Below are 17,664 nucleotides of genomic sequence, written 5' to 3' on the forward strand. Positions count from 1 at the left end.
GTCACCACCTCCGGCCGTGGGTCAGCCGGCGGTCGCGCACGACGTCCCACAGCGAGCCGACCGCGCCCGTCCGCGGCTCCCACGCGCCGAACACCACCCGCGCGACCCGGGCCAGCACGAGCGCGCCCGCGCACATCGTGCACGGCTCGACAGTCACGGCGAGCGTGCAGCCGGTGAGCCGCCACCCGTCGCCGAGCCGCGCCGCGGCCGCGCGGATGGCCAGCAGCTCGGCGTGCGCGGTCGGGTCGCCAAGCGCCTCGCGGGCGTTGCACGCGCTCGCCAGCTCGGTGCCGTCCGGACCCAGGACGACCGCGCCGATCGGGACGTCCTCGCTGTGGTTCGCGCGCCGCGCGGCCGCGATCGCCGTGCGCATCAGGTTCTCGTCGGCTGTCGCGTTCACTGGCGAAAGGTCACTGGGGGATGCTGTCGAGCAGCATGTTGAACTCGTCCGCGAACCCGCACCGCTGCGCCACCATCTGCAGCTGCTCGTCCGGGAACAGGTCGACCTCGCCGACGATCACCTGCAGCTCGGCGGCCGGCAGGCCGATGTCGGCCAGGATGTCGAGCGCGCCCTCCGGCCACACCTCTTCGTCGTCCTCCGAGGGCGGCTCCACGCGCAGCAGGTCGAGCGCGTCGGCGGCGATGTCGTAGTCCAGCGCGGCCGCCGCGTCGGACAGCAGCAGCGAGATGCCCCGCGGCGAGGGCCGCAGGAGCAGGAAGAACTGGTCGTCGACGCCGAGCAGTCCGATTACCGCACCGGTCGACCGCACCTTGCGCAGCTCCGTGATCGCCGCGTCCAGCTCGCTCAAAATCGAGGAGTTCAACGCGGTGCACCGCCACTTGCCATCCTCGCGAACACAGGCGATCGCGAAGCCTGGCACGGCCTCCTCCTCGGGCATGGTGACACGGTATTCCTGTTGCCCGCCCGCAGGAAGAAGCGGGTCACCGGGTGTCGCCGTCCGTCACTACGCGCTGTGAACCACCCTCACCGAGGGTCCCCGGGTGACATCATCAACTCATGACTCCCGCCGCTGGTGCCCCGACCCTGACCGACGACCCGAGGCTCGCCGGGCTCCTGGAGGCGGCCCGCGCGCTGCAGCCGCGCACCGTCGCGCTGCGCCGCCAGCTCCACAAACACCCGGAGCTCGGGCTTCGGCTGCCGAGGTCGCAGGCCGCGGTGCTGCACGCGCTCGAGGGGTTGGACCTGCAGATCACCAAGGGGGAGTCCTGCGACTCGGTCGTGGCGGTGCTGGGCGGGGCGCAGCCGGGACCGAGCGTGTTGCTGCGCGGGGACATGGACGCGCTGTCGATGCCCGAGGACAGCGGGCTGGCGTTCGCGTCCGAGGAGCCGGGCGTGATGCACGCGTGCGGGCACGACACGCACACCGCGATGCTGGTCTCCGCGGCGCGGCTGCTGCACTCCCGGCGGGAGGCGCTGTCCGGGCGGGTGATCTTCATGTTCCAGCCCGGTGAGGAGGGCCACCACGGCGCGCGGTTCATGCTCGAGGAGGGCGTGCTCGACGCGGGCGGGCGGGCGGTGGAGCGCGCGCTCGCGCTGCACATCACGGCGACCGCGACGTCCGGCGTGATCACCTGCCGGCCCGGTCCGATCATGGCGAGCGCCGACGCGTGGACGGTCACGGTCACCGGCCGCGGCGGGCACGGCGCGATGCCGTTCCACGCGGTGGACCCGGTGCCCGCGGCCGCGGCGATGGTCGGCGCGCTGCAGACGATGGTGACCAGGCGGTTCAGCGTGTTCGACCCGGCGGTGCTGACGGTCGGACGGATCACCGCGGGCACGACCTCCAACGTGATCCCGGAGACCGCCGAGCTCGAGGGCACTGTGCGGACGATGTCCGACGCCGTGCGCAAGCAGGTGCTCGCGGAGATCCCGAAGGTGTGCGAGCACATGGCCGCGGCGCACGGCTGCACGGTGTCGTTCGACGTCAAGACGGGCTACCCGCCCACCCGCAACGACGACGACGTGGCGGCGCGGGTGCTCGAGCTGGCTTCGTCGGTGCTCGGCTCGCGGTTCGGCCCGCCGATGGCCGACCCGCTGATGGCCGCGGAGGACTTCTCGTACGTGCTGCAGAAGGTGCCCGGCACGCTGGCGTTCCTCGGCGCGTGCCCGCCGGGGGTCGAGCCGGACGAGGCGCCGCCGAACCACTCGAACCGGGTGCACTTCGACGAGTCGGCGTTCGCCCATGGGGTGGCGATGTACGCCGCGTTCGCCCTCGACGCCCTGCGTTGACCGATCGGGAAGGATGATCACATGCGAGCGGTGTGTGTGGTTGGTCTTGGCCTGATCGGCGGTTCCGTGCTGCGCGCGGCCGTACGGGCCGGCCGGCCCGCGTGGGGTGTCACCTCGTCCACTTCGGACGAGTCGGCGGCACGGGCGGACGACTTCGAGGTGGTGTCCACTCTGGAGGCTGCGTTGGGGCGCGCGGCTTCGGAGGACGCCCTGGTCGTGGTGGCCGTGCCGCTGCCGGCCGTGGAGGGCGTGCTGCGCACTGTCGCGGCGGTGGCGCCGGAGTGCTGGCTGACCGACGTGGTGAGCGTGAAGCAACCGGTGGCCGACCTGGTGGCGCGGGTGGCGCCGACCACCCGGTACGCCGGCTGCCACCCGATGGCGGGGCGCGCGGTGTCCGGCTGGGCGTCGGGATCGGCGGCGTTGTTCGACGACGCGCCGTGGGTGACGGTCGCCGACGAGGAGACCGACCCGGCGGCGTGGCGAGAGGCGGCGGCGCTCGCCCTGGACTGCGGCGCGCACGTGGTGCCGACGACGGCGAGCGAGCACGACGCCGCGGTGGCGCGGGTGTCGCACCTGCCGCACATACTGGCCGCGATCCTGGCGGCGACCGGTGCGGGTGGTGGGCCGCTGGCGTTGTCCCTGGCCGCGGGCTCGTTCACCGACGGCACGCGCGTCGCCGGCACCCGGGCGGAGCTGGTGCTGGCGATGTGCGAGGGAAACCGCGGCCCCCTGCTGGACGCGGTGGACGACGCGCTCGGTCGCCTGGGCGCGGCCCGCGGTGCGCTGGCGTCGACGGGCGGCCTGGCCGCGACCGTCCGGGCAGGCAACGCCGCGCGCGCGGAGCTGCTGGCGCTGCGCTCCACCGAGGATCGTGAGGAAGTCCGCATCGACCTGACCGATGTGGAGGCGTTCGACGACCTCCGCTCCCTGGGCGCGGGCGGCGGCCGAGTCCTGCGTTTCGAGGACGACGTGGCGGTAGGCGACCTACCCGGCTGACTTCTAGCACTTTCCCGGTTTCCCCCTTGCGATCCTCCAGTCGTGATGGACATCCGCAAGTGGCACCGGCCGTTGCTGCTGGTGGCCGCGCTCATGATCGGCTCACTGGTCCTCTCGACCGGCGGGCTGCTCCTGGACGACCGGATGCTGAACGGCGAGCCCGTCTGGCTCAAGCCGTTCAAGTTCTCGGTGTCGGTAGGGATCTACGCGTTCACCCTGGCCTGGCTGATCTCGCTACTGCGTTCGCGCCGACGCGCCTCGCGTCTCGGCACCGTGTCGGCGGTCGTGCTGACGGTCGAGATGGTGATCATCATCGGCCAGGCGTTCCGCGGCAGGGTCAGCCACTTCAACAACATGACGTCGTTCGACGCCACCCTGTACCGGCTCATGGGGGCGTCGATCGTCGTGCTCTGGGTCGTCAGCCTCGTGGTCGCCGTTCTGGTGCTGCGCCAACGGTTCGCCGAACCGTCGGTCCTGTGGGCGATCCGCATCGGCATCGGCCTAGCGGTGGTCGGCATGACGGTCGCGTTCCTGATGACCATCCCCACGCCCGACCAGCTGGCCGCCCTGAAGGCCGGCACCCGACCATCGATGATCGGCGCACACTCGGTCGGCACACCCGATGGCGCTGCGGCCATGCCGATCACCCACTGGAACCTGGCCGGCGGTGACCTGCGCGTGCCGCACTTCTTCGGTCTCCACGCGCTACAGGCCATGCCGCTGTTCGCACTTGCGCTGCGCCGGTTCACCAGCCTGGGCCAGGCCGTCCGCACCCGGCTGGTGGGCGTCGTGGGCGCGGGGTACGTCGCCTGGGAGCTCCTTGTAACGTGGCAGGCCCTACGCGGCCAGTCACTCGTGGCCCCGGACACCCTCACCCTGACGACGCTCGGAGTGATCATCGCGGCCGTCGCCACCGGCATCGCGCTAGCGCTGCACACCGGCCCCCAGACGAGGAATGCCGAGCACACCAAGATCGGCGCACCCGGCATCCTGCCTGCTCAGAGCGGTAGCGGTGGGATTTGAACCCACGGAGGGCGTGAACCCTCACGCGCTTTCGAGGCGCGCTCCTTCGGCCGCTCGGACACGCTACCGCGGAGCACGATACCGGACTGGTCTCTCGGGGTCGGAGGGCGGCCGCGGCGTGTGCGTTTGCGCAGAGTTCGCCGTTGAGGTGTGCATCTGTACAGGGTGTTGTCCCTAGGTCTTCTTTCGTTCACCCTTTCGGGGCACTATGCGGTGTCCCCCACAAGGGGGTAGTGGGCGAAACGGAAGGCCAGCACGGTGCGGAAGAGGCAACGGCAAGGCGTGGTGCTGCTCGGCATGGCGGTGTTAGCGGTCGGTGTGGTGGTACCGGCCAGCGCCGCGGGCGACACCCGGATCCACGACGTTCAGGGCACGACGCGGCTCTCTGAACTCGACGGACAGCAGGTCACGGACGTACCGGGCGTGGTCACGGCCATCCGCGCGTTCGGGTCTGCGCGTGGGTTCTGGATCCAGGACCCGGAACCGGACGCCAACCCGGCGACCAGCGAGGGCATCCTCGTGTTCACCGGATCGAGCACGCCGAACGTCGCTGTCGGTGACTCCGTGCTCGTGTCGGGAACGGTCGACGAGTTCTACATCGACGCGCCGCCGGACGAGTCCCTGCAGCAGTCGACGACCGAGCTGACCCGCGCAACCTGGACCGTCCAGTCCAGCGGCAACGCGCTGCCGGCGGCCGAAAACGTCGGCCCGCGCACGGTCCCGGAGGCCATGGCGCCCGACGCCGGCGGCGAGAACGTCGAGGGCCTCCCGCTGCGCCCGACCCGCTTCGCCATCGACTACTGGGAGTCGCGCGAGGGCATGCGGGTCCGCGTGGACGACGCCCGCGCCGTGAGCCCGACCAGCGATTTCAACGAGCTGTTCATCACCACCAAGCCGCGGCAGAACCCGTCCGAGAACGGCGGCACGATCTATACCGGCTACCGCGACTCGAACACCGGCCGCCTGAAGATCGAGTCGCTGATCCCGTTCTCGCAGCGGCCGTTCCCGCAGGCCAACGTCAACGACACGCTCGCCGGCGAGACCTCCGGCCCGGTCGACTACGACCAGTTCGGCGGCTACAACATCCAGGCCACGGCGCTGGGTGAGCACGTCTCCGGCGGCCTGCAGCCCGAGCAGACCCGCCCGCAGAAGGCGCGCGAGCTCGCGGTCGCCACGTACAACGTCGAGAACCTGTCGCCGAACGACGACCAGGCGAAGTTCGACCTGCTCGCGCAAGGTGTGACGACGGCGCTCGCGAGCCCGGACATCGTCTCCCTCGAGGAGATCCAGGACAACAACGGCACGACGAACGACGCGGTGGTCGCCTCGGACGTGACGTTGCAGCGCTTCATCGACGCGATCGTCGCGGCCGGCGGCCCGCGCTACGAGTGGCGCGCGATCGACCCGGTCGACGACCAGGACGGCGGCGCGCCGGGCGGCAACATCCGGGTGGCGTTCCTGTTCAACCCGGACCGCGTGTCCTTCGTGGACCGCCCGGGCGGCGACGCGACCACGCCCGTCGCGGTGACCGGTCGGCACAAGCCGGCGCTGTCGGTGTCGCCGGGCCGGATCAACCCGGCGAGCGAGGCGTGGACCGCGAGCCGCAAGCCGCTGGCAGGCGAGTTCACGTTCCGTGGCAAGACGGTGTTCGTGGTGGCCAACCACTTCAACTCCAAGGGCGGCGACCAGCCGATGTACGGCCGCTTCCAGCCGCCGACCCGCAGCAGCGAGACGCAGCGGGTGGCGCAGGCGAACGAGGTCAACGAGTTCGTCAAGCAGATCCAGCGGGTCGACCGGCTGGCCAACATCGTGGTGCTGGGCGACATCAACGACTTCCAGTTCTCGCCCGCGGTGCGCGAGCTGACCAGCGACCACCGGCTGATCGACCTGATGAACCTGCTCCCGCGCGACGAGCGGTACAGCTACGTGTTCGAAGGCAACTCGCAGGCGCTCGACCACGTACTGATGTCGGGCGCGATGCTGCCGGACTACGACGTGGTGCACGTGAACGCCGAGTTCGCCGACCAGGCCAGCGACCACGATCCGCAGGTGGTTCGGCTCACCCTTCTGGGGTGAGCGATACTGCCTGCAGGATCAGCTGACGTGGGAGACGAGGAGGACGTCATGCAGGCTGACCAGGAGGAAGAGCGGGAAGGGCGGTCCGAGGGCCGTCACTCGGCGCCGGAGGGGGCGGACACTCATCCGTTGATCGACCTCGACCGGGACCCGAACCCGGGCGTCGCGGACCACGCGAAGCCGGACGAGGAGTAGCACCGAACGCACGAACGCCGGTCGCCACTCAGGCGGCCGGCGTTCGCTGTTCGTCGGGCACGAACGAGTCGTCGGACAGGTCCATGCCGACGCGTTGACCGTCGCGGCGGCCCAGCGAGATCGCGAGCGGCGCGGTCATCACGGTGGACACCAGCGCCACGAGGACCAGGGTCGTGAACAGGGTCGGGGACAGCACGCCGAGGTCGAGCCCGATGTTCAGCACCACCAGCTCGGTCAACCCCCGACAGTTCATCAGCGCGCCCAGCTGCAGCGAGCGGTTCCAGCTCTCCCCGACGGTCCGCGCCGCGAGCGCCGCACCGCCCAGCTTGCCCGCCACGGCGACCAGCAGGATCGCGCCGCACCACAGCCACAGCTCCGCGTCGCCGGCGAGCAGGCCGATGTCGGTGCGCAGCCCGCTGTAGGCGAAGAACAGCGGCAGCAGCAGCGCCGAGGTCAGCCCGCCCGCCTTCTCGTGCAGCCAGGTCGCCACCGGGTTGTCCCGCGGGAACACGACGCCGAACAGGAACGCGCCGAACATCGCGTGCACGCCGATCCACTCGGTGGTCATGGCGCACAACAGCACGGCGACCAGTGCCAGCGGCGCGGTGTGCCGCAGCCGCCCCGGCGCGGTCCTGCTGATCACCCGGGCCAGCACCGGCTTCACCACCAGCAGGAGCAGCGCGATGAAGGCCGCCGTCAGCCCGAGCGTCACCAGCACCCCGGACAGCGACGAGGCCGTGGCGAGCGCGACGACCAGTGCCAACAGGCTCCACGCGGTGACGTCGTCGACCACCGCACAGGTCAGCGCCACCGCCCCGACCTCGCTGCGGAACAGCCCCACGTCCTTGAGGATCCGCACCAGCACCGGCAGCGCGGTCACGCTCATCGAGACGCCGAAGAACAGCGCGAAGGCCAGGAAGCCCACGCCCTGCGGGGCGAACGTGGTGAACGCCACGACCGCGAGCACGACGCCCAGCAGGAAGGGCACCGCGATGCTGACGTGGCTCACGACCGTGGCCAGCCGGCCGCGCCCGCGCAGCAGCGCGAGGTTCAGCTCGAGTCCGGTGAGGAACACGAAGAGGACGACACCGATCTGTGCCAGCGCGTTGAGCTGCGGCACGACCGAGTCCGGGACCAGCGCGGCGGCGCCGGCCGGCCAGAGCGCGCCGAGCACCGAGGGGCCGAGCACGATGCCCGCCGCGATCTCGCCGATCACCGGCGGCTGCCCGATCAGGTGCGCCAGCCAGCCGAAAGCCTTGCACAGCGCGACGACGGCGGCGATGGCCAGCAACAGCTGCGCCAGTGGATGCCCGGCGACCGACGTCGTGGCGGTGACGGTTCCCCCGTCGTCGTCGCCTCCGACGAGCAGGGCGACTGCGAGCAGTGCCGGTACCACCACCAAGCCGAGGTACACCCAGGACACCCGCGCGAGTCCCGTGCGTCGAGCGCCTGGCCCTTCCTGCTGTGGCATCGACACACCAGCTCCCTGTCACCGCGGGTTACGAGCAGTAACAATTTTCCCACGTGGCAGGCATTCCGGACGTCTCCGAAGGTGCGCCGAGCCGGCATGGAGAGCGCCGAGCGTCCATGATCATGACACTCGGCGTTTCCCCGCTCAGGAGCGCGGAGGATGCGGGATTTGAACCCGCGAGGGCTATCACACCCAACACGATTTCCAATCGTGCGCACTAGGCCACTATGCGAATCCTCCGCCGGGGAGCCTACCGGAGTGGGTTGCGACCACTCAAAACCCCTGGGCGGGCTCGGAGGGTTGGGCGGCGGTGGACGGGGTAGGTCTGTGGCGTACGACCAGAGTGGGAAGAGGGTGGGGAACATGCCTCACGACAAGGATCTCGGCACCGGTACCGGCGTTGGTACCGACGGGAGCCTGCACAGCCCGAAGGAAGAGCCCGTCGACCACGGCGCCGACCGCAGCACCGAGCACGGCGACGGCGTGGGCACCGACGGCAGCCTGGTGAACCCGGAGAAGGACCTGGTCGACGTGCCCGAACCCGAGTACACGGACCGGGACCGGAGGTCTGACCTCCGTTAGTCCTTCCGGCCCCACGCCGTGATCATCGGCGCGAGGGTGAGATCGAGCCCACCGCCGTCGAGGTTCGCCAGGTGGGTCTCGATCTCCTCGGCCGTTGCCAGGCCGGCGGTCAGCAGTTCTTCGCGGACGTGGCGCATCGTCGCCGCCTCCAGGATCTCGCACGCCGGCGACGTGATCGGGAAGTAGGCCTCCGCGCGGACGGCGGCCAGCCCCGCCTCACGCAGGAGGCGGGGCAGCTTGCGGCCGTACGACAGGTCCGCGCCGCGACCGGTGAGCAGCGTGCGGAAGGCGCGGCGCAGCCGGTTCGCCAGCTGTTCGGCCGGGCCGTGCTCGTCCGGGCAGCTCAACGGCTGCAGCGCCGGGTCGGCGTCCTCGAGCACGAGCCAGCCGCCGGGGCGCAGCGCGCCGATCATCGACCGCAGCGCGGCCTCGCGGTCTGCCAGGTGCACCAGTACCAGCCGGGCGTGAACGAGGTCGAACGTCTCTGCCGGCGGCGGGTCGCGGGTCACGTCGTGCCGGCGCACCTCCAGCACACCGCCGGCCGCCGGCGTCGTCCAGGACACGTCGATGTCCGTCGCGAGCACCCGGCCGCTCGCGCCCACCCGGTCGGCCAGGCCGCGCGGCACCGACGACCCGCCGGCGCCGACCTCCCAGCAGCGCCAACCCTCGCCGAGGCCGAGCCCGTCGAGATGGCGAAACGTCCACGGGTCGAACAGCTCGGCCAGCGCCTCGAACCGGGCGCCGGCCTCCGGACGGTCGTTGTCCAGCAGGTAGCGGTTCACGAACTCAGCATGGCCGCTCGAACCGGCGCGTGTGGTGGGCCGTGAGCGAGGTCTCGCGGGCCCGTTGTGCGTCCTCTCGTGCGCGCGGCGATGATCTGGCGAAACGTCATCGAATCGAGGGGGCCTCGATGCGCCGGATGTGGTGGCTGCCGACCCTGCTGGTGCTCGTCTGGCTCGGGCTCGGCGCGCTCGGCGGGCCCTTCGCCGGCAAGCTGGCGGAGGTCGCGGAGAACGACAACGCCGCCTTCCTGCCCGAGTCCGCCGAGGCCACCGAGGTCGCGCGACTCCAGGAGCGGTTCGACGAGCAGGAGGTCATCCCGGTCGTCGTCGTCGCCGAGCGGGCGGGCGGCATCACCGAGGCCGACACCCGCTACCTCGCCGGCCAGGCCGCCGAGCTCGCCCGAATCGAGGGCGTGACCGGGCCACCGCCGCGGGCCGTGCCGTCGAAGGACGGCGAGGCGCTGCAGCTGGTCGTGCCGATCACCGGGGACGGCAACCCGGGCGAGGTCGTCGCCGAGGTCCGCGAGGCGCTCGCCGAGGGCACTCCCGAGGGGCTGACCGTGCTCGTCACCGGGCCGGCCGGCCAGATCTCCGACCTCGTCGAGGCGTTCGGCGGGCTCGACGGGCTCCTGCTGCTCGTCGCCGGCGCGGTGGTCGTGGTCATCCTGATCGTCGTCTACCGCAGCCCGGTGCTGCCGCTCATCGTGCTGCTGTCGGCCGTGTTCGCGCTCGGCGTGGCGAGCTGGGTCGTCTACCAACTCGCCGACAGCGGCACGCTGACGCTGAACGGCCAGAGCCAGGGCATCCTGTTCATCCTGGTGTTCGGCGCGGCGACCGACTACGCGCTGCTGCTGGTGTCGCGGTTCCGCGAGATCCTGCGCGACACGCAGGACCGCTACACCGCGATCATCGCGGCCTGGCGGGCCACGATCGCGCCGATCACCGCGTCCGCCGGGACGGTCATCCTCGGCCTGCTCTGCCTCCTGTTCTCCGATCTCAACTCCAACCAGGGCCTCGGCCCGGTCGCCGCGATCGGCATCGCGGGCGCGCTGCTGTCGGCGATGACGTTCCTACCGGCCGCGCTCGCGCTGCTCGGGCGGGCCGCGTTCTGGCCATTCCGCCCGACGCTCGGCTCGGCGAAGCCGGAGCACGCGGGGCTGTGGGGCCGGATAGCGCGGCTCGTCGGTGCCCGGCCGCGGGTGATCTGGATCGTCACCACGCTCGTGCTGGTCGTCGGCGCCGCTTTCCTGCCGCAGCTCAAGGCCAGCGGCACCGCGCAGTCGGACCTGTTCCTGTCCGAAGTGGACTCCACGACCGGTCAGGAGGTGCTCTCCCGGCACTTCCCGGGCGGCTCCGGCTCGCCGACCGTGGTGATCGCCGAGGAGGCGGAGACCCGGGCCGTGCTCGACGCGGTCGGTGTGCCGGGCGTCTCCGAGGCGGCGCCGGTCGGCACCCGGGACGGCAAGGTCATGATCCAGGCCGTGCTGGACGACCCCAGCGACTCCGACGCCGCGCTGTCCACTGTGGAACGAATCCGGGCCGCGGTGCACCCCTTACCCGGCGCGGACGCCAAGGTGGGCGGCCAGAGCGCCATCCAGCTCGACACGGAGGTGGCCTCCGAGCACGACCGCACGCTGATCATCCCGATCGTCCTCGTGGTGATCTTCCTCGTGCTGGCGGTGCTGCTGCGCGCGTTGGTGGCACCGCTGCTGCTGATCGCGACGGTGGTCCTGTCCTTCGCGGCGACGATGGGTGTGTCGGCGCTGGTGTTCAACCACCTCTTCGACTTCCCGGGCTCGGACCCGGCGATCCCGCTGTTCGGTTTCATCTTCCTTGTGGCGTTGGGGATCGACTACAACATCTTCCTGATGACGCGGGTCCGCGAAGAGACGCTGCTGACCGACACCAGAACCGGCACGCTGCACGGGCTGGCCGTGACCGGCGGCGTGATCACGTCCGCCGGCGTGGTGCTGGCCGCGACCTTCGCCGCGCTCGCGGTGATCCCCGTGCTCTTCCTCGCCCAGATCGCGTTCATCGTGGCGTTCGGCGTACTGCTGGACACCATCGTGGTGCGCTCCCTCCTGGTGCCGGCCCTGACGATCGACATCGGCCCGAAGATCTGGTGGCCGGCCAAGCTGAGCCACGCCAAGCGCGACGGCGGCCGCCGCGATGACGCCCAGGCTTCGGCGGAGCGCGCCGATGTGTCCGATCAGGGTTGATGATCGGCGTGGTGTTCGCTGTAGACTACGCCATGCGTTCGCAGAGCCAGGCCAGGGACAACGGGTAGCGGTATTCGATGCCGCCGTGCTTGGCCGGGAACAGTTCGAAGTGGACGGTTGTGTCCGGGACGCCGGCGGCGGAAACCGCTCGGCGGAAGGCCTCCGCGCCGAAGTCCAGGTGGTACTCGTCCCGGGTGCCGGCGTCTATCCAGATCGCTCGTTGGCTTCGGAGGGCCTCGGCGTAGCGCGGCTCGGCGGCCATTCGGACCGGGTCCCAGGCCAGCCACCGAGACCAGACCTCGGGCACCGGCGCGCCCAACTCGTCGAACGGCAGGCTCACCGAGCCGTCCGGGTTCGCCGAGTACGCGGCCGCGTAGCCGTACGTCTCGATGAGGTCCAGGTCGCTGTCCTTCGTGCCGTGCAGGCGGCCGCGCCAGTCAGCGAGGAAAGCCTCGTACGAACCGGCGTACTCGTCTCGCAGGGTGCGAGCCACGTCGCGGAAGTCGGCCTGGTAGCAGACCTCGAACAGCGCGTCCCCGGCATGCGTGGCCAAGGCGCCGAACAAGTCGGGCCGCAGCATCGGCGTCACCATCGCGCCGTACCCGCCACTCGACTTGCCGGCGACGGCCCGGTGATCACGGTCGGCGAGCGTGCGGTACCGGGCGTCGACCCAGGGGACGACCTCCTCGCAGAGGTACGAGTGGTACCGGCCGGTGCCGGGGGAGTCGAGGAACTGGCTGCCCCCGAACGCCGTCCACGCGTCGACGTACACCACGATCGCCGGCGGCGTCGCCGTCGTGGCGAACAGCTCGTCCGCCAACTCCGGGAACGGACGGCGGAACGGCATGCGGTTGAACCACATCCCGACATGTCCGGTGTAACCCTGGATCGTGTAGACGACGGGGTAGCGCCGCCCGGTGTCCGAGTTGTAGCCGGGCGGCAGGTACACGTGGATCGGGCGCTCGTGCGGATCGCCGAGAGGGTTGCCGCGCAGCAGCTCGCTGTGCACGACTCCGTCTTCGATACGACCCGCCAGTTCGGAAGACCAAGGCAACATGGCCGTCACGTTAGGACGGGGCACCGACAAAAGCGCGCGAGATTTGTGCGGCCGAGGTTCCGAGCCCGCGCGGCCCGCCGATACGGTCGAAGCGAGGCGTCGGATAGCGCAGCGCCGCGTCCTCGTACCGGTGACAGCCCTCGTGCCAGTTGAGGATCCCCGCCATCCAGTCCTTGAACCCGTCGACATACGCCTCCAGCGCCGCCCGCTCTGGCGCGTCGAGCGAGGCGACCAGCGGGGGCAGCTCCTCGGCCAGCACGTGCTCGAACTGCTTCATCCTCGACGTCATCAGGTCCACGACGATCTCGAACGCGCGGTCGGTGTCCACGCCGAGGAAGCTACGCACGACCAGCACGGCGTTGTGCAGCTCGCCCTCGAACTCGATCTCCTTGCGGTAGGAGAACACGTCGTTGAGCAGCGCCGCGTAGTCCATCGCCGCGTTCTCTAGCGACTGGATCGGTCGTGCCTGGTAGACCGAAGCCGGCAACGTGTCGTGCGCGAGCCGCGCCAGCGACAACGTCAGGTCCGAGCCGAACGTCTGGCGGCGCATCTCGATGTAGTCGACCGGGTCCGGGATCCGGTTCGCCGAGTGGTTGTCCAGCTCCCACAGCCACGCGTCGAGCATGCGCTCGATGGCCGCGCGGAACGTCCTCCGCGCTTCGTCGGCCATCGGCGCGACCGTGCGCTGCCACGCGTCGAGCAGGCCGCGTTCCAGCGCGTTCGCGGGAACCATGGGCACAGGACCCAGCAGCTGCTTGAGCCGGTCGTTGCTCGCCCGCGCCCCGGCGAGGTCGCGGCCGAAGCGGACCGGGTAGTAGTCGTCGCCGTAGGTGCCCCAGGTAAGCCACATAGCGGAGGTGTCCAGCTCGTCGCCGGACGCGTCCGGGTGGATGCCGGCCGCGCACAGCGGCAGGTCGATGTCGCGCAGGTCGCGCTCGGTCCACACGCCCTCGGCCAGGAGGCCGACCGAGCGCGCCCAACCCACGACGTTCTCCCGCGACGCGTCGAGATGTTCGCTCATCCGCAACGTGTAAGGCATGTAGAGCTCCGGCCGCGGTCGCACTCCGACGTGCTCGTACGGCTTGTGGCTGAACGCGCGAGCCCGCTGCGGCATCGTCGTGAGCACTGAGGAGAGCGAGGACAGTCCACCGAGGACCGATGCCCGTTTGTTCATGTACCGGCTGGACCGCAGGTGCCACTCGTGGCCACCGGACTGCCAGTCCTGCAGCCCCTTCACGTACGCCGCGACGCCGGCCGCGTGCACGCCGTGCTCGGCCAGCAGCGGCGGCACCTCGGTGAGCGCCGTGTGCTCGAACTGGTGCAGCCGCGAGGTGAGCAGGTCGTTCACCGCCTCCGCGGCCTGCTGCGTCGTCAGCTCGAGGAACCGCTCGAACACCAGCACGCCGTTGGACAGCTCGCCCTCGTCGAGCACCTCGCGCTCGTAGGAGAACAGGTCGTTGCGCAGGTGCACGCCGTCCGCGAACGTGTCCCGCAGGACCCGCATCGGCCGGGACGCGGCGATCGACGCGGGCACCTCGACCCCGACCGCGTGCTCGATCAGGTTCGCCGACCATGGCGCGCCGCCCACCTTGCGCCGCATCTCGATGTACTCGATCGGGTTGGCGACCCTTCCTTCGTTGATGTTCGCGAGCTCCCACAGCGACTCGTCGAGCAGGTTCTTCGTGCTCTCCACGAACCGCGCCCGCCAGTCGGGCGAATGTGTCGGCACGGTCCGTGTCCACAGGTCCGCGAGGCCGCGCTCCACGGGGTTCTCCGGCGTCGCCGTGATCTCGCCGTGCACCGGCATGAACGCGGCGAGCCGGTCCAGGTACTGGCGCGCGCCGCGCAGGTCGCCGGTGCGCTTGAACAGCTCCAGGAAGTGGTCGTCGAAGTAGAAGACCCAGACGTACCAGTCGGTCACCAGGTCGAGGTCCTGGCCGGAGGTGTCCGGGTGGGTGTAGGCGCACAGGAGCGCGTAGTCGTGGGAGTCGAAGTCGTGTTCGTCCCAGATCTTCGTGCCGTGCTGCGGCACGTCGATCATGTCCATCTCGTATGCCCACGCCTTGCTGTGCTCGCGTGCCCGCTCGAGGTTCGGGTTCAGCCTGGCCGGGTAGGGCATGTAGAACTCGGGAAGCTCGAACGGCTGCTGCATGGCTTCGAGGCAACCAGGGGCGGCGCTGGGCGGCCAAGGGCTGCCGGCCGGTTGCACACGTTCGAGTCCGGCGGATCGCCCGACCAGCCCAGCCCGCGACACCGAGAGAGAGACGAAAGGGACCCCACGCACCCGTCAGAGCCCGCTTATCCTTGCTGCCTTCCGGCCCTGGGGAGGTTCACGAGATGAACGCCGCGTGGGGTCCAAGGTAATTGTAGCCACCGCGATCGCCGGCCGCCGTGGGTGGCCGGACCGTCGGGGCCGACGGGTAGGGTCGCTGCCGTGGCGCTCGCCCTCTATCGCAAGTACCGTCCGGCAACCTTCGCCGAGGTCGTCGGCCAGGAACACGTCACCGAGCCGCTTCGGGTCGCGCTGACCGCCAAGCGGGTCAACCACGCGTACCTGTTCTCCGGCCCGCGCGGCTGCGGCAAGACCTCCAGCGCGCGCATCCTCGCGCGCTCGCTGAACTGCGAGCGGGGGCCGACGCCGGACCCGTGCGGCGAGTGCGACTCGTGCATCTCGCTCGCGCCGGAGGGCCCCGGCAACGTCGACGTGGTCGAGCTCGACGCGGCCAGCCACGGCGGCGTGGACGACGCCCGCGAGCTGCGCGACCGCGCGTTCTACGCGCCGGCCTCGTCGCGGTACCGGGTGTTCATCATCGACGAGGCGCACATGGTCACCACGCAGGGCTTCAACGCCCTGCTCAAGATCGTCGAGGAGCCGCCGGAGCACCTCGTCTTCATCTTCGCCACCACCGAGCCGGACAAGGTGCTGCCGACGATCCGCTCGCGCACCCACCACTACCCGTTCCGGCTGATCCCGCCGAGCGCGATGCGCGAGCTGCTCGACCGCAACGTCGCCGCGGAGGGCGCCACCGTCGCGCCGGCCGTGTTCCCCCTGGTCATCCGCGCCGGCGGCGGCTCGGCGCGGGACACCCAGTCGCTGCTGGACCAGCTGCTCGCCGGCGCCGGGCCGGAAGGTGTCACCTACGACCGCGCGGTCGCGCTGCTCGGCGTCACCGACGTGGCGCTCATCGACGACATGGTCGACGGGCTCGCCGCGAACGACGCGACCGCCGTCTACGGCACGGTCGACCGGCTGGTCGAGGCCGGCCACGACCCGCGCCGGTTCGCCTCGGACCTGCTCGACCGGCTGCGTGACCTGGTGCTGCTGCGCGCGGTGCCCGACGCCGGCGCGCGCGGACTCGTCCCCGCGCCGGGCGACGAGCTGGACAAGATGATCACGCAGGCCCAGCAGCTCGGGCCCGCCACGCTCACCCGGTACGCGGAGATCGTGCACACCGGCCTGGTGGACATGCGTGGCGCGACAGCGCCCCGGCTGCTGCTGGAGCTGCTGTGCGCACGGATGCTGCTGCCGGGCGCGGTGCCGACCGATGCCGCCGCCGACTCGGCCGTGCTTCAAAGACTGGAGCGGATCGAGCGCCGGGTCACCGTGTCGGGTGGCGCCGAGGTCACGCAGGCGCCGGCGTACGAGCGCCCGAGCCGGCCGCAACAGCCCGCCGAGCAGAGCGAACAGGCCAAGCCCGCCGCCAAACCCGCGACCGAGCCCGCCGCCGCGCCGTCCGATGCCGGCGACCGGCCCGCGCCGACCCCGGACCGGCCGGCCGAGCGGACGCCCGCGGTCACCACGCCGGCCGCCGAGGCCGCCCGTCAGCCCGCCACCCCGGGCGGCGTCGACGCGGCCGGCATGCGCCGGCTCTGGTCGGACCTGCTCACCGAGGTCCGCAAGGTCAGTCGCAGCACCGAGGCCATGCTCACCAACGCGAGCGTGCAGTCGGTCGAGGCCGACACCGTGACCATCGGGCACACGGCCGCGCCGCTGGCTCGCCGGCTCGGGGAGCCCCGCAACGTCGAGGCGATTGCCAAGGCGCTGGAGAACGTGTTCGGCGGCAGCTGGCACGTGCGCTGCGTGCACGCCGACAACAGCGGGCCCGGTGCGGCCGCCGCGCCGAAGCCGGCCAGGGCCGAGCCGCCGACCTACGAGCGGCCCACCCGACCGGCGCCGCAACAGCCGCGGCAACCGAAGGAGCCGGAGCCGCCGCGCGAGCCGGTCCGCCCGGTCCAGACCGACGAGCCGCCCCCGCCGGAGCCGCCGGACGAGGAGGACTACTACTCGGGCAACGGCCCGGAGCCCGAGCCGCCGCCCAACCCCGAGGCGGACATGGTCAAGCTGCTCACCGACAAGCTCGGCGCCCGACCCCTGGAGCGTTAGGCGAGGTAGGCGAGGATCGCGGCGGCGATCGCCGCCGCGTAGGACCGCTGGCCGGCCGCGCTGGAGAACTTCGCCGCCTCGGCCGGGTTGCGCATGTTGCCGCACTCCACGAGCACCGCCGGGCGGGTCGACAGGTTCAGCCCGCCCAAGTCGTCACGCGGGGACAGGCCCGCCGCTCCGATGTAGCTCGACAGCGGGAAGCCGGCCGACCGCATCCCGTCGCGCATGGTGCGAGCCAGCCGCATGGCCGGCTCGCCCTGCGCGGCGTTCAGCGGCGGCGCCGAGTAGGCGACGTGGAACCCGCGCGCGTTCGGGTCGGTGGAGCCGTCCGCGTGGATCGACACGACCGCGTCCGCCGCCGCGTCGTTGCCGATCGCCGCCCGTTCGTTCACGCACGGGCCGACGCCGGTGTCGTTCTGGCGGGTGAGCACGACCTTCACCCCGCGCGCCACGAGGATGTCGCGGACCTGCCGCGAGACCGCCCAGGTGAACGCGTGCTCGGGGAATCCGGCGTCGGTCGCGGTCCCGGTCGTGTTGCACGGCTTGGTCCGGCCCCGGCCGGCCGGCACCGGCCGGTTGATCGCGGCCGGGTCGGCGGCGTTGCCGCCGTTGTGGCCCGGGTCGAGCA

At 71.3% G+C, this 17,664-nt stretch carries 15 protein-coding genes, 2 tRNA genes and 1 other RNA gene; 8 read left to right on the forward strand and 10 right to left on the reverse strand.

All coding sequences use genetic code 11. The features are described 5' to 3' along the window. Position 1: 1 nt before the first annotated feature. Positions 2-373 (reverse strand): nucleoside deaminase, encoded by a 372-nt coding sequence (locus tag ACRDSK_RS21390; RefSeq protein ID WP_431443010.1) that lies wholly within the window; start codon positions 371-373, stop codon positions 2-4. Between the two features lie 37 nt (positions 374-410). After that, positions 411-899 (reverse strand): tRNA adenosine deaminase-associated protein, encoded by a 489-nt coding sequence (locus ACRDSK_RS21395; protein ID WP_431442997.1) that lies wholly within the window; start codon positions 897-899, stop codon positions 411-413. A gap of 119 nt (positions 900-1,018) precedes the next feature. Here ACRDSK_RS21395 and ACRDSK_RS21400 point away from each other — a divergent pair, with 119 nt between their 5' ends. From ACRDSK_RS21400 to ACRDSK_RS21410, 3 genes are read left to right on the forward strand one after another with little or no spacing between them, the layout of a single operon-like run. Then, on the forward strand, positions 1,019-2,251 hold the full coding sequence (locus tag ACRDSK_RS21400; protein WP_431442998.1) for a M20 metallopeptidase family protein: 1,233 nt from the start codon (positions 1,019-1,021) through the stop codon (positions 2,249-2,251). Between the two features lie 21 nt (positions 2,252-2,272). Beyond that, positions 2,273-3,247 (forward strand): prephenate dehydrogenase, encoded by a 975-nt coding sequence (locus ACRDSK_RS21405; RefSeq protein ID WP_431442999.1) that lies wholly within the window; start codon positions 2,273-2,275, stop codon positions 3,245-3,247. Between the two features lie 45 nt (positions 3,248-3,292). Further along, positions 3,293-4,270, forward strand: coding sequence for a hypothetical protein (locus tag ACRDSK_RS21410; protein ID WP_431443011.1), 978 nt, complete (start codon positions 3,293-3,295; stop codon positions 4,268-4,270). Here ACRDSK_RS21410 and ACRDSK_RS21415 read toward each other — a convergent pair. Beyond that, positions 4,252-4,338, reverse strand: a tRNA-Ser gene (locus ACRDSK_RS21415). The genes ACRDSK_RS21410 and ACRDSK_RS21415 overlap by 19 nt on opposite strands. A gap of 229 nt (positions 4,339-4,567) precedes the next feature. Here ACRDSK_RS21415 and ACRDSK_RS21420 point away from each other — a divergent pair. Together ACRDSK_RS21420 and ACRDSK_RS21425 are read left to right on the forward strand one after the other, a co-directional pair. Further along, positions 4,568-6,346: an endonuclease/exonuclease/phosphatase family protein gene (locus tag ACRDSK_RS21420; RefSeq protein ID WP_431443000.1), complete on the forward strand. Its 1,779-nt coding sequence runs from the start codon at positions 4,568-4,570 to the stop codon at positions 6,344-6,346. Between the two features lie 48 nt (positions 6,347-6,394). Next, positions 6,395-6,541 carry a hypothetical protein gene (locus ACRDSK_RS21425; RefSeq protein ID WP_431443001.1) on the forward strand — a complete coding sequence of 49 codons (147 nt, stop codon included), beginning with the start codon at positions 6,395-6,397 and terminating at the stop codon, positions 6,539-6,541. Between the two features lie 28 nt (positions 6,542-6,569). Here ACRDSK_RS21425 and ACRDSK_RS21430 read toward each other — a convergent pair whose 3' ends face one another. Both ACRDSK_RS21430 and ACRDSK_RS21435 read right to left on the reverse strand, forming a co-directional pair. Beyond that, positions 6,570-8,012 (reverse strand): cation:proton antiporter, encoded by a 1,443-nt coding sequence (locus ACRDSK_RS21430; RefSeq protein ID WP_431443002.1) that lies wholly within the window; start codon positions 8,010-8,012, stop codon positions 6,570-6,572. 153 nt (positions 8,013-8,165) lie between these two features. After that, positions 8,166-8,252, reverse strand: a tRNA-Ser gene (locus ACRDSK_RS21435). Positions 8,253-8,375: 123 nt separating this feature from the next. Here ACRDSK_RS21435 and ACRDSK_RS21440 point away from each other — a divergent pair. After that, positions 8,376-8,594, forward strand: coding sequence for a hypothetical protein (locus ACRDSK_RS21440; RefSeq protein WP_431443003.1), 219 nt, complete (start codon positions 8,376-8,378; stop codon positions 8,592-8,594). On the opposite strand, the gene ACRDSK_RS21445 is transcribed toward ACRDSK_RS21440, so the two are convergent. Beyond that, on the reverse strand, positions 8,591-9,376 hold the full coding sequence (locus ACRDSK_RS21445; RefSeq protein WP_431443004.1) for a methyltransferase domain-containing protein: 786 nt from the start codon (positions 9,374-9,376) through the stop codon (positions 8,591-8,593). The two genes, ACRDSK_RS21440 and ACRDSK_RS21445, sit on opposite strands and share 4 nt — an antisense overlap. A gap of 128 nt (positions 9,377-9,504) precedes the next feature. Here ACRDSK_RS21445 and ACRDSK_RS21450 point away from each other — a divergent pair, with 128 nt between their 5' ends. Beyond that, positions 9,505-11,595, forward strand: coding sequence for an MMPL family transporter (locus ACRDSK_RS21450; RefSeq protein ID WP_431443005.1), 2,091 nt, complete (start codon positions 9,505-9,507; stop codon positions 11,593-11,595). A 25-nt stretch (positions 11,596-11,620) separates the two neighbouring features. Here the strand turns inward: ACRDSK_RS21450 and ACRDSK_RS21455 are convergent, their stop codons facing one another. From ACRDSK_RS21455 to ffs, 3 genes are all read right to left on the reverse strand, one after another. Beyond that, on the reverse strand, positions 11,621-12,604 hold the full coding sequence (locus tag ACRDSK_RS21455) for an alpha/beta hydrolase (RefSeq protein ID WP_431443006.1): 984 nt from the start codon (positions 12,602-12,604) through the stop codon (positions 11,621-11,623). Between the two features lie 58 nt (positions 12,605-12,662). Next, complete coding sequence (locus ACRDSK_RS21460; RefSeq protein WP_431443007.1) at positions 12,663-14,804, reverse strand: terpene synthase family protein; 2,142 nt, start codon at positions 14,802-14,804, stop codon at positions 12,663-12,665. Between the two features lie 112 nt (positions 14,805-14,916). Continuing rightward, positions 14,917-15,013: signal recognition particle sRNA small type (ffs, locus tag ACRDSK_RS21465), an RNA gene on the reverse strand. A gap of 73 nt (positions 15,014-15,086) precedes the next feature. Between ffs and ACRDSK_RS21470 the strand changes: the two genes are divergently transcribed. Continuing rightward, the gene (locus tag ACRDSK_RS21470; RefSeq protein WP_431443008.1) at positions 15,087-17,036 is read left to right on the forward strand and encodes a DNA polymerase III subunit gamma and tau; all 1,950 of its coding nucleotides are present in this window, start codon (positions 15,087-15,089) and stop codon (positions 17,034-17,036) included. On the opposite strand, the gene ACRDSK_RS21475 is transcribed toward ACRDSK_RS21470, so the two are convergent. Further along, on the reverse strand, positions 17,033-17,664 hold a 632-nt coding region (locus tag ACRDSK_RS21475; RefSeq protein ID WP_431443009.1), incomplete at its 5' end, for an N-acetylmuramoyl-L-alanine amidase. The two genes, ACRDSK_RS21470 and ACRDSK_RS21475, sit on opposite strands and share 4 nt — an antisense overlap.

The organism is Actinophytocola sp. (genome assembly GCF_050699915.1).
Lineage (GTDB): Bacteria > Actinomycetota > Actinomycetes > Mycobacteriales > Pseudonocardiaceae > Actinophytocola.